Genomic DNA, 15,440 nt, shown 5'->3' with positions numbered 1-15,440 from the left:
GGGCTGTATCGTGACCCAGCGAGAGGTGGGCATCGATACCGATAGCTTTGAAGTGGCTCTGAAGAACACCCTGCGCCAGGCACCGGACGTGATCCTCATCGGTGAGGTGCGTACCCGCCAGACCATGGAATACTCTGTGCAGTTTGCTGAAACCGGCCACCTGTGCCTCGCTACCCTGCACGCCAACAACGCCAACCAGGCGCTGGACCGGATTATCCAGTTCTTCCCGCCGGAACAGCACAACCAGATCTGGATGGACCTGTCCCTGAACCTCAAGGCCATCGTCGCTCAACAGTTGATCCCGACGCCGGACGGGCAGGGCCGCAAAGCCGTCATTGAAGTGTTGATCAACACACCGTTGGTCGCGGACCTGATTCGAAAAGGCGAAGTGCACCGACTTAAGGAACTGATGTCCAAGTCCAACGAGAGCGGCATGCGCACCTTTGATCAGGCGCTTTATGAACTCTATGCCGAAGGCTCCATCACTTATGAGGATGCCCTCGCGCACGCGGATTCAGCCAACGACCTGCGCCTGATGATCAAGCTGGGTGCCGATTCCCAGGGCGCTGACAAGCTGGCTTCCAGTGTCGACAAGTTGTCGATCCAGGACGATTGATCGAGGATTAGACTAAAGTAGTAAACAATTAGGGTTCTGAATCAGTAGGGATGGCATTTGAGGCCATTGGCCCGTGATGCGTATACTCCGCTCCGACGATCATCCAGGGGGATTTATGCGCAAAAACAAAGTATTGCCCGGCTCTGTTATCCGAATCGCGACGGTATCGGCGTTGGTGGCACCCGCCGCAGCGCTGGCCGGTGGTTTTTCACTCAATGAGCAAAGTGCCAGTGCCATGGGCGTTGCTAACGCCGGCACCGCAGCCAATCCGGAAAATGCCACTACGGTTTTCTTCAATCCGGCCGGCATGAGCCAGCTTTCCGGCACCAATATGTCGTTTGGTGCCGCCGTTCTGGATATTGATGCCGAGCTCAAGGAAGGCACTGGCAGTGCCGTTCGCGATGACGGCCGTCCCGTCGCCGGTGGAAACGGTGGTGATATCGCCGACCCGGCCGTCCTTCCCAATTTTTACATGACCCACGAAATCAACGACTGGCTGGACGTGGGCTTCGGTCTGCACGCCCCCTATGGCCTTGCGGCGGATTACGAGGATGACTTCAAGGGGCGCTTTTTCGCGGACAAGACCGAGCTGACCGCCATTGCATTCAGCCCGTCCATTGCCGTTAACGACGGTAATGGATTCTCCATGGGTGCTGGCGTCAATGTGATCTACGCCGAAGGCCGGCTGACCAAGTTCCAGGACTACAGTGGTACGGAAGCCCGCTTCGGGTTGCCCCCGGGGACCCTGGAAGACGGTTACGCGGATATCGAAGGCAGTGACGTGGCGCTCACCTTCGCCTTTGGCTTGCTTTGGGAAATGTCGGAGCGAACACAGTTTGGTATATCCGCCCAGACCGGAACAGAACTGGAGCTGGATGGCGACGCGGAAGTTCGTAACTATCCGCAGGGTAGCCTTAGCGGTGGTGGCCTGACGTTCAGCCAGTCCACGGTCACTGAACGGGTGACTGTCCCGCTGGATATTCCCGAGAGCATTACCTTCGGTGCCCGTCACCAATTGACCGATACCGTAACACTGCTGGCAGGTGCGACCTGGGCCAAGTGGAGCCGGTTTGAGGCATTGGATGTGGTCAGCCGTGAGGACAATGGCCCAATTTCTTCTCAGGCAGGGCCCGGTCTTGGTGATGAGCGCCTGGTGACGCACGTTTCGGAAAACTGGAAAGACACCTGGCAGGCCAATGTCGGCGCCATCTGGCAGGCGACCCCGGAGTGGGCATTCAAGGCTGGCTATGCCTGGGATGAGTCGCCGGTGAACGACGATTTCCGTACGGCTCGAATCCCGTCAGGGGATCGCGATTGGGTCACGCTGGGCGCACAGTACGCCGACGCCCGTTCAGGCTGGACGGTAGACGTGGCCGCCGGGGTGTTGCTGTTCGACGACGAAGAGGTGAACGAACAGAACTATGACGTCAACGACGAGCCCATGCCCGGGGCGGCTCGCTACCGTGGTACCTACGAGCTTGATGCCTGGAGTGCGGGGGTACAGGTCAGCAAGCAGTTTTAAGTGATACCTTGAGGGGCGTACGACGCCCCTCAACCAATAACCTGCCCACGATAGATAACCTTCTTCTTTCTCGTCCTTTCTGCTTCCGTTTCGGAAGCACTACTGTCGCCCCTAGACGTTTCCTCGGCAATTTCCTGTCCGCGATACATTCGCTTCGCATTGTCGGTCTCGTCGTGCAGGTCCAGGTGAGGGATCTGGGGTCTGAGTATTTCCCAGGTGTGGATGAGGTGGGCTGAGCGGGTTTTGCTGGCATAGTCCGCTAGATGCCGTTCCAGGTGCTCTTCCGTGAGGTGCAGCTTTACCCCGAACTCAGACTGAATTAAGCGGCGACACTGGTGAACCAGTTTCAGTAAGCCAGGGTTCATAAGCCAACTGCGCTCGGAAGCCAGAAAAGTCATGGTGAGTGCCTCGGGTAGAAAAGTGTCACAACATGGCCCCGGTATTCACTCATGCGAATGCGGGGCCGACCCTCACAAGGCTTGCGAATTTCGTGCCGTTTTCGGCTGTCGAGCCCAGCGCCGTCGTTGCTGGGAGCATACTGGTGAGACTGCAAAAAGAATGGTGTGTTTTGGGGCGAAACCACCTTGTTCGCCCCAAAACGGAACCTGGGCGAGAGGGTTCAGTGGGCTTCGTCCCAGTTATTACCGACTCCGGCCTCCACCAGTAAGGGTACATCCAGCGATGCCGCAGCAGACATCCGCTTCTCAAGGCCTTCGCGAATCTTGTCCACGGCGGATTCACGCACTTCCAGAATCAGTTCGTCGTGAACCTGCAGGATCATTCGGGCATCGTCCTGGTGATGTTCCTGTAGCCAGTCCTCAACGCTGACCATGGCCCGCTTGATAATGTCCGCGGCAGTCCCCTGCATGGGGGCATTGATGGCCGTACGCTCGGCGGCTTGTTGCAGCTGCTTGTTGCGGGCGTTGATTTCCGGCAGGTACAGGCGACGGCCGTAGAGCGTTTCCACGTATCCGTCGTCGTGGGCCTGTTTGCGAATACTGTCCATGTATTTCAGCACGCCGGGATAGCGCTCGAAATAGCGGTCAATATACTCCTGTGCTTGGTTGCGGCCCACATCCAACTGGCGGCCAAGGCCAAAGGCGGACATGCCATAAATGAGTCCGAAGTTGATGGCCTTGGCGCTGCGGCGCTGGTCGCCGGAGACGTCGTCGACGGCCACGCCAAAGACTTCGGCAGCCGTCGCCCGGTGAATGTCCTCGCCCTTTTCGAACGCCTTGAGCAGTCCCTTGTCGCCCGACAGGTGCGCCATGATGCGCAGTTCAATCTGGGAGTAGTCCGCCGCCATCAGCTTGTAGCCCTCCGGGGCCACGAAAGCCTGGCGAATGCGCCGGCCCTGTTCGCTGCGGATGGGAATGTTCTGCAGGTTCGGCTCCGAGGACGACAGCCGGCCGGTGGCCGTTACCGCCTGGTGATAGGAGGTGTGAATCCGGCCAGTGCGATGGTGAATCAATTCCGGCAAGGTGTCGGTGTAGGTGGATTTCAGCTTGCTCAGGCTGCGGTGCTCAAGGATCAATCGGGGCAGGGTATGCTCGTGGGCCAGTTCCTGCAGCACCGGTTCCGCCGTGGAGGGCGCGCCTTTCGGGGTTTTCTTTACCACCGGCAGCCCCATTTTGTCGTAGAAAATAGCCTGTAGTTGCTTGGGAGAGCCCAGATTGAAGCTTTCGCCGGCTTCCTCGTGGGCTTCCTTCTCAAGCTCCGCCATACGCTCTGCCAGTTCCTGGCTGTGCTTGCGCAGCGTGCTGGCGCTGATCATTGCACCTCGTTGCTCCATACGGGACAGTACGGGCACCAGTGGCAGGTCGATGTTTTCATAGACGTCCCGCAGCCGGCCGGTTTTCTCCAGTTGCGGTCGCAGCGCCTGGTGCAGTCGAAGGGTGATATCGGCGTCTTCTGCCGCGTAGGGGCCAGCCTGCTCCAGATCAATCTGGTTGAAGGTCAGTTGCTTGGCGCCTTTGCCGGCGATGGATTCGAAAGTGATGGTCTGCTCGCCCAAGTATTGCCTGGCCAGCGAGTCCATGTCGTGACGAGACCCTACGGAATTGAGTACGTAGGACTCCAGCATGGTGTCTTCCGCAATGCCTTCCAGGTGGATGCCGTGGTTGGCCAGCACGTTCTTGTCGTATTTGAGGTTCTGGCCGAGCTTGGCTTTCTTCGGGTCTTCCAGCAGTGGTTTCAACTGGTTCAGCACTGTTTCCCGGTCCAGTTGTTCCGGGGCGCCCATATAATCGTGGCCAAATGGCACGTAGGCAGCCTCGCCGGGCTCAATGGCAAAGGACACACCAACGACATCGGCGTCCATATAACGCAGGCTGGTGGTCTCGGTATCAAAGGCGAACAGCGGTGCCTTGTTGAGGCGATCAATCCAGGTATCCAGCTCTGCCTGATCGGTCACTATTGTGTATGTTTTCTCTTTGCTGGCCGGATTGGTGCTGTTGTCGACGGCATCGTCCGCGCTTTTTTCATCGGCTGAGTCGCTGTTTTCGAGCTCGGCAATCCAGGATCGAAGCTCATATTCCCGGAACAGTTCCAGCAACTGACCGTCGTCCTGGGTCCTCAGCTTGAGGTCTTCCAGCCCGAACTCAAGATCCACGTCGGTTTTGATGGTGGCCAGTTGGCGACTGAGCGGCAGGGTTTCGGTGGCTTCCCGAAGGTATTCGCCAATTTTGCCTTTGACCTCATCCGAGTGCTCGATGATGTTATCCAGGTTGTCCCACGCCTGTAGCCATTTAACGGCGGTTTTCGGGCCGCACTTGTTGACTCCGGGAATGTTGTCCACCTTGTCGCCCACCAGCGCCAGGTAGTCCACGATCTGCTCCGGGCCAATGCCGAATTTTTCGACCACGCCATCGCGGTCCATGCGGGTATCCGTCATGGTGTTGATCAGGGTGACGTGATCGCTCACCAGCTGCGCCATGTCCTTGTCGCCGGTCGACACCACCACATCAATGCCCTTGCTGGTGGCTTCATGGGCCAGGGTGCCGATGACATCGTCGGCTTCCACGCCACTGACGATCAACAAGGGCAGGCCCATGGCCCGAACCATGTCGTGGATTGGCTGGATCTGCATGGCCAGGTCATCCGGCATAGGCGGGCGGGTGGCCTTGTAGTCTTCGTACAGGTCGTTGCGAAAGGTCTTACCCTTGGCGTCGAACACCACCACCATTTTTGAGCCTGGAAAATCCTGTTCCAGCTTCCGGATCATGCTGATAACGCCCTTTATGGCGCCCGTGGGGTGGCTCTTGCTGGTCATCAGTGGCGGCAGGGCATGATAGGCGCGGAAGAGGTAGGAGGAGCCATCTACAAGAACTACCGGCGGAGTCTGCTGCTGTGTCATATCAAAACGGATCCGGATTCTGATTGAAGCGTTGATAGGCTTGTGCAACTCTGACATAAACGGGGTGCATTTCCCGTGTGTCAGCGTGATTATGCACGTCTCTAAACAGAACCGAAGAGTACCATGAAAATGAAACGTATCGCTTGCTCGGGTCTTGTGTTGGGTGTGCTCTGCGGGCCTTCAATGGCCCAGGAGGATGTCGATGTTGTACAGACACCCAGGGAGCCCCTGGTGGTGTCTGATTATCAGCCATCCGCTGACGGGGCGCAGATCGTGATTCGCCCGGGTGAGAACGAGGTGTTCTACGAATACCGGGTGAATGGTCAATTGGTGGAGATCAAAGTAGTGCCGGAAGTCGGTCCCGAATACTACCTGGTACCAGCAGATGGTGGTGGCTGGATTCGTGAGAGCGAGACCGACATGCTGGTGCCCAGTTGGGTCATCTTCAGGTGGTAAATTTCTCGGATGCTACTCAGATCAGGTCGACGGTAACTGCGTCGGAGCGCTTGCTTTCCAGCCCGCTGTCGTCGAGGGCGGTAATGCTGAATTCATAGGCACCCGGCGGAAAATCCTCAAGCTGGTAGCGAGTGTCTTCGTCACCGGAAAGTGATATGACCTCGAAACTGTCTCTGTGCCGCAGGCGATAATAAATGCGATAGCCGCTGATGTCGCTGGCATAGAGGCGTGAGCCGTCTTCCCGGGTGAGCGGAGCGTCCCAGCGTAGTGTGGGAGGGGTGATCGACTCCTCGTCGGCCGGAACTCCAGTGTTGGATGTCTCTTCCTGTACCGGTTCAGGCTGCCCGAGGGTGTCCCGAATGGACGAAACGGCATCTCCCAGCCTTTGTTCAGATGCTTCGTTGGCTTGGCTTGAAGCGGCCCTTGATGCCCCGGAGTCTTCCTGGCATCCGGCCATGATGGCCAGCGCCATTCCGGCAACGACCATTTTCCAAAGCTGCCGATGGCCCGCAGCGTTCTGGCTGAGTCTTATACCTGGCATGGTGTTTCTCGCAATCCGTTTGTCAGCGCGTTATTGGTGCTGTTGTTACTGTAATGGGATACGTCAGAAGCGAGGCCTGAATAAAACGGGGAGACGGGCTTTCTCATTTCGAGGCGCAGAGCATGCCGAATCTTTAAAAAATCATCAAGTGAACTATCCGTAAATTCCGAGACGATCCTGTTCCCCCGTTGACAGATGGCGAATAGGGGGTGGTTTTAGTATGAACATTCTAATTTTTGACCGTAACCTTCGACATGTGATCAGAAGTCGGCATCGGTTTGCCGGCGATAACGATGCAGATTTTCAAACCACGCATCCACAATCTTAGGAGATTCATCATGGGTAAACTCAGGACCTATCAGGAACAGCTTCAGGACATCGTAGAGAAGGGCATCAACGCAGCTGAAGAGCAGCAGAAGAAGCTGGCTTCCAAGCCGTTCGAGTACGCTGAAAAGCTGGAAACCGAAGCCCGCGAGTACAGCGTAAAGACCCTGCGCACTCGTTACTATGGCTACAGTGAAAACCTGTTCGAGCAACTGCGCAGCCTGAACACCCGTTTCGGCAGCTTTGCGGCTGACCTGGTTGCCAAGCTGGAAAAAGAAGCGGCTGAAGGTGCAGATACCGTTGCCGACGCAGCGGACGAAGTGACCAGCGTCGCCCAGTCAACCAAGGCTACTGCGCAGGCCAAGAAGCCGGCTGCACGCAAAACCACAGCTCGCAAAAGCACCAGCACTGCCAAGAAGAGCCCCGCTACTGCCTGAACGGCAACCGGAGTTCTTTGAAGCATAAAAAAAGGTCACCGTGAGGTGACCTTTTTTGTGCCTGATTGTTCGAGTCGTGTGGTTTATTATTCTTCCAGGTCGTCCGGGTCCAGCGGAAGCGTTCTTTCCTCGCCTGTAATCTCTTCCAGCCGTTCGATATCGGCTTCGAAACGTTCCCGCAGGGCTTTTATATTGGCGTTCTGCGAGTTGATTTCCCGTTCGATGTCACGAATCTGGGCTTCCAGTCGCCGTATTTTTTCCAGTGTCGCTTCGGGGATGTCGCGACCGGATCGCTCCAGGTCTGCAGCCCGGCTCTGTTCGCTGTCCAGTTGGCTGACGATCACCGAAATGTTGCCTCGCTTGAGCTGATTCAGCCCCTGCAGCTCACGTATTTTGCGGTGCATGGCGCGCACGGCTTCGTCTGGGTGGCTGTAGCGCTCCAGAAGCTTGCGATCGAGCTCCCGCTGTCGTTCCGCTTCGGCCTGGCGTTTTTCCTCGGCTTCCCTGGCGGCAATTTCCTCTTCGGTGGGTTCCGGATCGATCGTTTCAATTACCCGACCGTTCTTGCTGAGAATGTCGTAGCCCCGTCTGGATGCTTCCTGGGGGATGGTACTGCTAATGACAATCTGGCCGTTTTCATCGGTATAACGATACATCCTTGCCTCTACGATAGAGGCAGACATCAGCGCAGCCGCAGCAGATACAGCGATTGAAAACCTGGTCAGACGATTCATGGTGAGAGACTGGCGCTCCGCTTGAAACAATGTATGTCAGGAAGCATACCAAAAGCTGAACGATAAACCATGCCCGGATTCAGACTCCGTACTCGTCCCGATATGCGGCGACTTTGTCAGCATGTTCTGAAAAGCCGGGCCTGCTTTGCAGGTAGGCAAGCACCTGCTCTAGCTTGATAATACTGACCACAGGAATGCCGAACTCCTCTTTGACTTCCTGGATGGCGGAGAGTTCGCCAGCGCCTCGCTCCTGGCGATCCAGGGCAATGAGTACGCCTGCAGGCTCCGCCCCTGAGGTGCGGATCAGCTCCATGGATTCCCGGATAGCCGTGCCAGCGGTAATAACGTCATCAACAATCAGAACCTTGCCTTCCAGGGGGGCGCCCACGATATTGCCACCCTCGCCGTGATCCTTTTTTTCTTTTCGGTTGAAGGCGAATGGTTTGTTGTTACCCTCGGCGGCCAGGGCCATGGCGGTGACCGTCGCCAACGGTATGCCCTTATAGGCAGGCCCGAAAATAATGTCATAATCCAGCCCACTACGCTGGAGTGCTGCGGCATAGGCCTTGCTTAACTCAAGCAGATCCTCCCCGGTATTGAACAACCCCGCATTGAAGAAATAGGGGCTGGTGCGGCCGGATTTAAGCGTAAATTCTCCGAAACGGAGTACGTTACGGCGGATGGCGAACTCAATGAACTGTTGCTGATAGTCGTGCATGACAGGGCTTCTGGCGGGTTTGGATCTTTAATTAACGCGTAAAACCGGTATCATACACACAAACCGAATCAGGGAACACGTATGCGGGTAGTTACAATCAGCGTCAACGGTCTGGCCCAGGCTGTTGAAAAAGGTTTCTTTGAATGGCTAGCCAGGCAGGACGCTGACGTGGTTTGCGTTCAGGACCACCGCATGCGGGCTTACGAGGTCGAGGATTTTAACCTGATCCCGGACGGCTATGAGGCCTACTTTATTGATGGCGAGCGTAACGAGGATGGGGGCGTTGGTATCTATACCCGCCATTTCCCGAAGGCCATTATGTACGGTTTCGCCAATGAGCAGGCAGATCGCGAAGGCCGTTTCATTCAGGCGGACTTTGACAAGGTATCTGTCGCCTGCGTTCTCTCTCCCTGCGCACTTGGCCGCGAAGAAGAATTGATTGGCGAGGACGACCTGACGGTTCTGGATCACAAGGACGACTTCATGGAAGCCTTTGGCCTCCATATGCAGAAAACCCTGCGCAAGCGCCGTCAGTTTATTTTCTGCGCCAACCTGCAAACCGCCCATCATGTAACTGACGCCAGCCCGCTGTACCACAAACTGGATTTTTCCGGCTTCCTGCCCCATGAGCGGGCATGGCTGGACCGTTTGTTTGATGAAATGGGCTGTGTTGATGCATTCCGCGATATCAACAAGCAGAGTAACCAGTACACCTGGTGGCCAGAGCAGGCTGAAGGGTCCCGCAAGAGCGCTGGTATTCGGGTGGATTATCAGCTTCTGACGCCGGGTATCCGCAAGACCATTCAGGATGGCTGGATTGACGACAGTACCCGTTTCTCCGATCACGCGCCGGTGATCATGGATTACGACATCGGAATCGGTTTCTGATCCGAGCTAGTCCAGAGTAGAGGGGTATCGGAAAGTAAGCGGGTTCGGAAAGGATCTCTTTTCCGGAACGTCTCCGGCCAGGGAAGGCCGGAGTCGAGCGCGCAGGGATGTGCTTGTAGCGTGTCCGGAAATTAGAGATCCTCTCCGGACACGCGAAAAGGCTGCACCTTAGTCGGCCAGAGCCGCCTTCTGCGCCTCAAACAACTGGCCAATACCCAGTTTCGCCAGCTTCAACATGCCGTCCAGTTCTTCCTGTTCAAACGGCGCACCCTCGGCAGTTCCCTGAATTTCAATGAAACCACCTTGATCCGTCATGATCACATTCATATCGGTTTCGGCTTCGGAATCCTCCGGGTAATCCAGGTCCAATACCGGTGTGCCTTTGTAAACGCCCACAGAAAACGCTGCAATCATCTGCTTCAGCGGCGATTTTTTCAGCCGGCCTTCTTTCACCAGATGATTCAGCGCATCCACAAGCGCCACGCAGCCACCGGTAATTGCAGCGGTGCGGGTGCCACCGTCGGCCTGGATGACGTCACAGTCGATGGTGATGGAATGCTCGCCAAGAGCGCTCAGATCAACCGCTGCACGCAATGAACGGCCGATCAGTCGCTGGATTTCCACGGTGCGGCCGCCCTGCTTGCCGCGAGCAGCTTCCCGCCCCATACGGCTGCCGGTAGAGCGGGGCAGCATGCCATACTCGGCGGTTATCCAGCCTTTGCCTTCGCCCCGCAGGAAAGGGGGGACCTTGTTTTCAACAGAGGCGGTGCAGATCACCTTGGTGTCGCCAAATTCCACCAGCACGGAACCCTCGGCGTGGCGGGTGTAGTGACGGGTGATGCGAATGTCTCTGGATTGTTCCGGCGTTCTTCCGCTCGGTCTCATAATTGTTCCTGGTATCAGTGGTGAGTGTCCGGGGTGAATCCCCGGTCGATTGCAAAGTCGAAAGATTGCGGAGTATAACACGCAGTCTGTGGCGTCTGTTCGATGTTGGAGCGGCCAGCCTGCTAAACTTGAAATCTGCTTCTTCGCAAACGTGGAGTCACCATGATCAGAAGTATGACGGCCTTCGCCCGCCAGGATACCCAGGAAGACTGGGGAACGCTCACCTGTGAAATTCGCACGGTTAACCACCGGTACCTGGAGCCGTCCTTTCGCTTGCCCGAAGCGCTCCGGGAGCTGGAGAACAGTTTCCGTGAGCAACTGCGCAAGCAATTGCGGCGCGGCAAGGTAGACGTGGCCATTCGTCTTCAGGCCAATGAATCGGCAACCCAGGGCTTCGAGATCGACGAAGATGTGGCAAACGCTGTCAATGAGGCGGCCAACCACATCAACAGGATGCTGGACAACCCGGCCCACATTAGCGCACTGGATATACTCCGTTGGCCGGGAGTGCTGGCCTCCACTGAACAGGATTTTGGCCCCGCCAGGAAAGCGGCTGGCGAACTATTCGAGCGTACTGTGAGTGAATTGGTGACGGTCAGGGAGCGGGAAGGTGAACGCCTGCGGCCGCTGTTTGAAGACAGGCTCACCACCATGGGTGAGCGGGTGACTGAGGTTCGGGAGCGAATGCCGGAACTGATTCGTGCCCAGGAAGAGCATCTGAAAAACCGCTTTGAGCAGGCGAAGGTGGAGCTTGACCCGGATCGCGTGGCCCAGGAAATGGTGATGCTGGCCCAGAAAAGCGATGTCGCCGAAGAGCTGGATCGCTTGGAAGCCCATATCACCGAGGTGTCGGACACTCTGCAGTCCGACGATGCCATCGGTCGCCGTTTGGATTTCCTGATGCAGGAGCTCAACCGCGAGGCCAATACGCTCAGCAGCAAAAGCATCGATGCCCGGGTGACAAGGGCAGCGGTTGACCTGAAAGTGTTGATAGAGCAAATGCGGGAGCAGGTCCAGAACCTGGAGTAACCTCACTTGGATGCGGGGGCGGCGCAAACGCCGTATAATTCCGCCCTCGTTATTGTGGTGGCGCCGGGGTTGTTCCGCGCCAACTGAAAGCCCGTCAATGCCCGGAGTTGTTAGTCCCATGAGCCAGGAATCAGAACAAGGCACGCTGTATGTGATTTCCGCCCCCTCGGGAGCCGGTAAGACCAGCCTGGTGGCTCAAATGCTGAAGCAGGACGAAAAGCTGGGTGTTTCCGTGTCCCATACAACCCGGCCTATGCGGAAGGGGGAGCAGGATGGCGTCAACTATCACTTTGTCACCCGGGAGGCCTTCGAGGCGATGATCAGCCGGGGCGACTTCCTGGAGCATGCGGATGTCTTCGGGAACTACTACGGCACCTCCCAGGTCTGGGTGAAGCAAACACTGGCCACGGGTCAGGATGTAATCCTGGAAATTGATTGGCAGGGTGCGGAGCAGGTCCGCCACCTGATGCCAGACTGTGTCAGCATCTTCATCGTGCCACCGTCTCCGGAGGCCTTGAAAGACCGCCTGACTGGCCGGGGCACAGACGCACCGGAGGTGGTGGCGCGTCGCCTCAATGAGGCGGCGGATGAATGCAGCCACGCGGTGGAATTCGATTATCTGGTGGTTAACGATGATTTCGACACTGCGCTGGACGACCTGCTGGCGATTGTTCGTTGCCATCGTCTGCGCATGCAGGCCCAGCAGGTCAGGCATTCCGGGCTGTTGGTCAGGCTGTCCGAGCGCCATTGATCGGCGCACATTGCCTGTATACAAATTGAACCGGCCGCAGTAAACTACGCGGTCTGCTGAAATCAGTCATTTTGCTATTGTCGGGGAAGTTATGGCACGAGTTACCGTTGAAGATTGCCTTGAACACGTTGATAACCGCTTCCAGCTGGTTATGCTGGCCACCAAGCGTGCCCGCCAGATCGCAACCAAAGGTTTCGAGCCGCTGGTCGCCGAAGAGAACGACAAGCCTACCGTTATCGCCCTGCGTGAAATCGCGGAAGGCAAGATCTCCCGCGATCTCCTCACTGAGGATGACGACGAATAAGGTTGAATGTGGCCGAAGACGGGAATATTTTCTGGTTACCCGTCCAAAGCATTGAAATCTGTTCTTGCGGTTTTATAGTGTATCTATAGGCATGACTGGAAGAACGTCGGAAGGACCCGAATGCTTGCATTCGGGTTTTTTTATCCCTGGCATTTATGATCCCCACGGAGGCGCGGTGTCGGCAGAGGCAACGGTTGATGTGCTGGCCAATGAACTCAGCACGTATCTTGATACCAATCGCATCAATCAGGTGCGAAGAGCCTACTATTATGCCGAACAGGCCCACGAAGGGCAGATGCGCAAAAGCGGCGATCGCTATATTACCCATCCCCTGGCGGTTGCTCGAATCCTTGCTGGCCTGAAACTGGATCACCAGAGCCTGATGGCGGCCATGCTCCACGATGTCATCGAAGATACCGGCATCCCCAAGGATGCGCTGTCGGAGCAGTTTGGCGAGGATGTGGCTGAACTCGTAGACGGCGTCAGCAAGCTCACTCAGATTGAGTTCCGTTCCCGCGCCGAGGCCCAGGCCGAAAACTTCCAGAAAATGACGCTTGCCATGGCACGGGATATCCGCGTGATCCTGGTCAAACTGGCGGACCGCCTGCACAACATGCGCACCCTGGGCCCGATGCCTTATGAGAAGCGCCAGCGCATCGCCAACGAAACCCTGGATATCTACGCCCCGATTGCCAATCGCCTGGGTATGCACTCCATTTGCACCGAACTGGAAGATCTGGGGTTCTCTTCACTGTACCCGATGCGGTCAAAGTACATTTCCAAGGCGGTCGCAAAGCTTCGGGGCAGCCACCGGGAAATCATTGACGATATCCGTGGCAAATTGCAGGAGAAACTGGAAGAGCGAAGCCTGCCCGGCCGCATCCTGGGCCGGGAAAAGCATTTGAACAGCATCTACAACAAGATGAAGTTCAAGCAGAAATCCTTCCACGAAATCATGGATGTGTACGCGTTCCGCATCATCACCGACACCGAGGACGACTGCTATCGCATCCTCGGCGCCGTACACAGCCTCTACAAGCCGCTGCCGGGCCGTTTCAAGGACTACATTGCCATGCCCAAGGCCAATGGCTATCAGTCCCTGCACACCACTCTGTTCGGCATGCATGTGAATATTGAAATCCAGATCCGCACCGAGGAAATGGAGCACATCGCCAACAACGGTATTGCGGCCCACTGGATGTACAAGAATGAGCCCTCCAGTGTGACCAGCGTCAACCAGACACGGGTGGACCGTTGGGTGAAGGGCCTGATGGAGATGCGTGAGCGCGCGGACGACTCCCTGGAATTCATCGAACACGTGAAAGTCGACCTGTTCCCGGACGAGATCTACGTGTTCACGCCCAAGGGCAAAATCATGGAGTTGCCCAGCGGAGCGACCCCCGTCGACTTTGCCTACGCCATCCATACGGACATCGGTAATGCCTGCGTAGCCTGCCGTATCAACCGCAACCTCGGATCCCTGAGCCAGCCGCTACAAAGTGGCCAGACCGTTGAAATCATTACCGCACCCGGAGCACGGCCTAATCCCGCCTGGCTCAGTTTCGTGGTAACCGGTAAGGCTCGCAGCAGTATTCGTCATGTGCTCAAGAACCAGAAGCGTGCCGAATCCCTGGACCTGGGCAAAACCCTGTTGAAGAAATCCCTCAAAGGGTTTGGTACCAGCCTGTCCGAGATCAACGAGCATCAGATCCAGGCGGTGGTCCGCCACAACCAAGTGGACAGTTTCGAGGATCTGGTCAGCGATATTGGTCTGGGCAATCGCATGGCTTATCTCGTGGCGCGCCAGTTGGTCAGCGGCAGTACAGACGATGAGGCATCGGACGTGGCATCCGCGACAATCATGGACAAGGCCGATAACAGCCCGGTTACCATTCGTGGCACCGAAGGCTTGCTGGTTCGGTTTGCCAGCTGTTGCAAGCCGATTCCAGGTGACCCGGTGGTCGGTGCCATGGACTCGGGCAATGGCATGGTGATCCACTCGGATACCTGCTCACGGTTGCCAGAGGACGATGAAGGCAGGGCGCGCCTCACTCATTTGAAGTGGGCCAAGGACATTGCCAACGAGTTCTCCGTTGAACTTCGAGTGGAGCTTGAACGCCAGCGTGGGGTCATTGCAGAGCTTGCCAACGCGGTTGCCATGGCGGATGGCAATATCGAGCGCATCAACGTGGAAGAGCAGAACGCCAAGCTGGGCATTGTCAGCCTTGTGGTGCATGTGAACGGTCGCCGGCATCTTGCCAGGGTGATGCGGCGGATCAGGAATATTCGCGCTGTCACCCATATCAACCGGGTAAGGCACTGACGCAACCGTGGTGCAACGGGCCAGAGCCGCGACGTTTGGCCTGTTGACACGCCTGCCACCCAGAGGTGAGGATTGGCGTTTTGATAAAGAGGACCCCAAGGTCATGACCAACAAATCCGTAATACAGACTGATAACGCGCCACAGGCCATCGGCACATACTCCCAGGCAGTGAAAGCCGGGGACACCGTGTACCTGTCGGGGCAGATTCCGCTGGTGCCGGAAACCATGGAAGTGGTCGCGGGTGATTTCGCCGCCAAGACCCGCCAGGTGTTCGAAAACCTTAAAGCCGTCTGCGAGGCCAGTGGCGGCGAGCTCAAGGACATCGTCAAGCTCAACATCTACATGACGGATCTGAGCAACTTTGCAACGGTGAACGAAATCATGGCCACCTATTTTCAAGAGCCGTACCCGGCGCGTGCCGCCGTGGGTGTCGCGGCGTTGCCCAAGGGTGTCCCGGTTGAGATGGAAGCGGTGATGGTGCTGAGCTGATACTCGTTCAAGCAAACACCGAAGGCGGCCCATGGGCCGCCTTTTTCGTTGGTAGGGGGCTCGCCAG

16 protein-coding genes are annotated in these 15,440 nt (G+C 56.9%); 10 read left to right on the top strand and 6 right to left on the bottom strand.

The window, feature by feature from the left end:
• Both AXW11_RS13290 and AXW11_RS13285 read left to right on the top strand, forming a co-directional pair.
• On the top strand, window positions 1-616 hold a 616-nt coding region (locus tag AXW11_RS13290), incomplete at its 5' end, for an ATPase, T2SS/T4P/T4SS family (RefSeq protein ID WP_286792349.1).
• Window positions 617-731: 115 nt separating this feature from the next.
• Entirely contained in the window at window positions 732-2,138 is a 1,407-nt protein-coding gene (locus tag AXW11_RS13285; protein ID WP_177190611.1) for an OmpP1/FadL family transporter, read from the top strand.
• A 29-nt stretch (window positions 2,139-2,167) separates the two neighbouring features.
• Here AXW11_RS13285 and AXW11_RS13280 read toward each other — a convergent pair whose 3' ends face one another.
• Entirely contained in the window at window positions 2,168-2,536 is a 369-nt protein-coding gene (locus AXW11_RS13280; RefSeq protein WP_041332636.1) for a hypothetical protein, read from the bottom strand.
• Window positions 2,537-2,757: 221 nt separating this feature from the next.
• The gene (polA, locus tag AXW11_RS13275; protein ID WP_091642315.1) at window positions 2,758-5,493 is read right to left on the bottom strand and encodes a DNA polymerase I; all 2,736 of its coding nucleotides are present in this window, start codon (window positions 5,491-5,493) and stop codon (window positions 2,758-2,760) included.
• A 129-nt stretch (window positions 5,494-5,622) separates the two neighbouring features.
• Here polA and AXW11_RS13270 point away from each other — a divergent pair, with 129 nt between their 5' ends.
• Window positions 5,623-5,949: a DUF2782 domain-containing protein gene (locus AXW11_RS13270; protein WP_036205605.1), complete on the top strand. Its 327-nt coding sequence runs from the start codon at window positions 5,623-5,625 to the stop codon at window positions 5,947-5,949.
• Window positions 5,950-5,965: 16 nt separating this feature from the next.
• On the opposite strand, the gene AXW11_RS13265 is transcribed toward AXW11_RS13270, so the two are convergent.
• On the bottom strand, window positions 5,966-6,490 hold the full coding sequence (locus AXW11_RS13265; RefSeq protein WP_051946545.1) for a fibronectin type III domain-containing protein: 525 nt from the start codon (window positions 6,488-6,490) through the stop codon (window positions 5,966-5,968).
• 338 nt (window positions 6,491-6,828) lie between these two features.
• Between AXW11_RS13265 and AXW11_RS13260 the strand changes: the two genes are divergently transcribed.
• Window positions 6,829-7,251 carry a hypothetical protein gene (locus AXW11_RS13260; RefSeq protein ID WP_036203154.1) on the top strand — a complete coding sequence of 141 codons (423 nt, stop codon included), beginning with the start codon at window positions 6,829-6,831 and terminating at the stop codon, window positions 7,249-7,251.
• Between the two features lie 86 nt (window positions 7,252-7,337).
• Here the strand turns inward: AXW11_RS13260 and AXW11_RS13255 are convergent, their stop codons facing one another.
• Window positions 7,338-7,985, bottom strand: coding sequence for a DUF4124 domain-containing protein (locus AXW11_RS13255; protein ID WP_036203157.1), 648 nt, complete (start codon window positions 7,983-7,985; stop codon window positions 7,338-7,340).
• Between the two features lie 79 nt (window positions 7,986-8,064).
• Window positions 8,065-8,703, bottom strand: coding sequence for an orotate phosphoribosyltransferase (gene pyrE, locus AXW11_RS13250; RefSeq protein ID WP_075195032.1), 639 nt, complete (start codon window positions 8,701-8,703; stop codon window positions 8,065-8,067).
• A gap of 81 nt (window positions 8,704-8,784) precedes the next feature.
• On the opposite strand from pyrE, the gene AXW11_RS13245 reads away from it, so the two are divergent.
• Window positions 8,785-9,591, top strand: a complete 807-nt coding sequence (locus AXW11_RS13245) for an exodeoxyribonuclease III (protein WP_036203162.1) — start codon at window positions 8,785-8,787, stop codon at window positions 9,589-9,591.
• Window positions 9,592-9,759: 168 nt separating this feature from the next.
• Here the strand turns inward: AXW11_RS13245 and rph are convergent, their stop codons facing one another.
• On the bottom strand, window positions 9,760-10,476 hold the full coding sequence (gene rph / locus AXW11_RS13240) for a ribonuclease PH (protein ID WP_036203164.1): 717 nt from the start codon (window positions 10,474-10,476) through the stop codon (window positions 9,760-9,762).
• A 162-nt stretch (window positions 10,477-10,638) separates the two neighbouring features.
• On the opposite strand from rph, the gene AXW11_RS13235 reads away from it, so the two are divergent.
• The 5 genes from AXW11_RS13235 (at window position 10,639) to ridA (ending at window position 15,373) form a co-directional block, all read left to right on the top strand.
• Window positions 10,639-11,505, top strand: a complete 867-nt coding sequence (locus AXW11_RS13235; RefSeq protein WP_036203167.1) for a YicC/YloC family endoribonuclease — start codon at window positions 10,639-10,641, stop codon at window positions 11,503-11,505.
• 118 nt (window positions 11,506-11,623) lie between these two features.
• A complete protein-coding gene (gene gmk, locus AXW11_RS13230; protein ID WP_036203170.1) occupies window positions 11,624-12,256 on the top strand; it encodes a guanylate kinase in 633 nt (210 codons plus the stop codon).
• 91 nt (window positions 12,257-12,347) lie between these two features.
• Complete coding sequence (rpoZ, locus tag AXW11_RS13225) at window positions 12,348-12,560, top strand: DNA-directed RNA polymerase subunit omega (RefSeq protein ID WP_036203173.1); 213 nt, start codon at window positions 12,348-12,350, stop codon at window positions 12,558-12,560.
• Window positions 12,561-12,735: 175 nt separating this feature from the next.
• Window positions 12,736-14,883 carry a RelA/SpoT family protein gene (locus AXW11_RS13220; protein ID WP_091642245.1) on the top strand — a complete coding sequence of 716 codons (2,148 nt, stop codon included), beginning with the start codon at window positions 12,736-12,738 and terminating at the stop codon, window positions 14,881-14,883.
• Window positions 14,884-14,986: 103 nt separating this feature from the next.
• The gene (gene ridA, locus AXW11_RS13215) at window positions 14,987-15,373 is read left to right on the top strand and encodes a deaminase RidA (RefSeq protein WP_036205609.1); all 387 of its coding nucleotides are present in this window, start codon (window positions 14,987-14,989) and stop codon (window positions 15,371-15,373) included.
• Window positions 15,374-15,440 lie beyond the last annotated feature (67 nt).

This window comes from Marinobacter sp. Hex_13 (assembly GCF_001566815.1).
Taxonomy (GTDB): domain Bacteria; phylum Pseudomonadota; class Gammaproteobacteria; order Pseudomonadales; family Oleiphilaceae; genus Marinobacter; species Marinobacter salarius.
The sequence above is the reverse complement of the archived record's forward strand: the minus strand, read 5'-3'. Positions and strand labels throughout refer to the sequence as shown.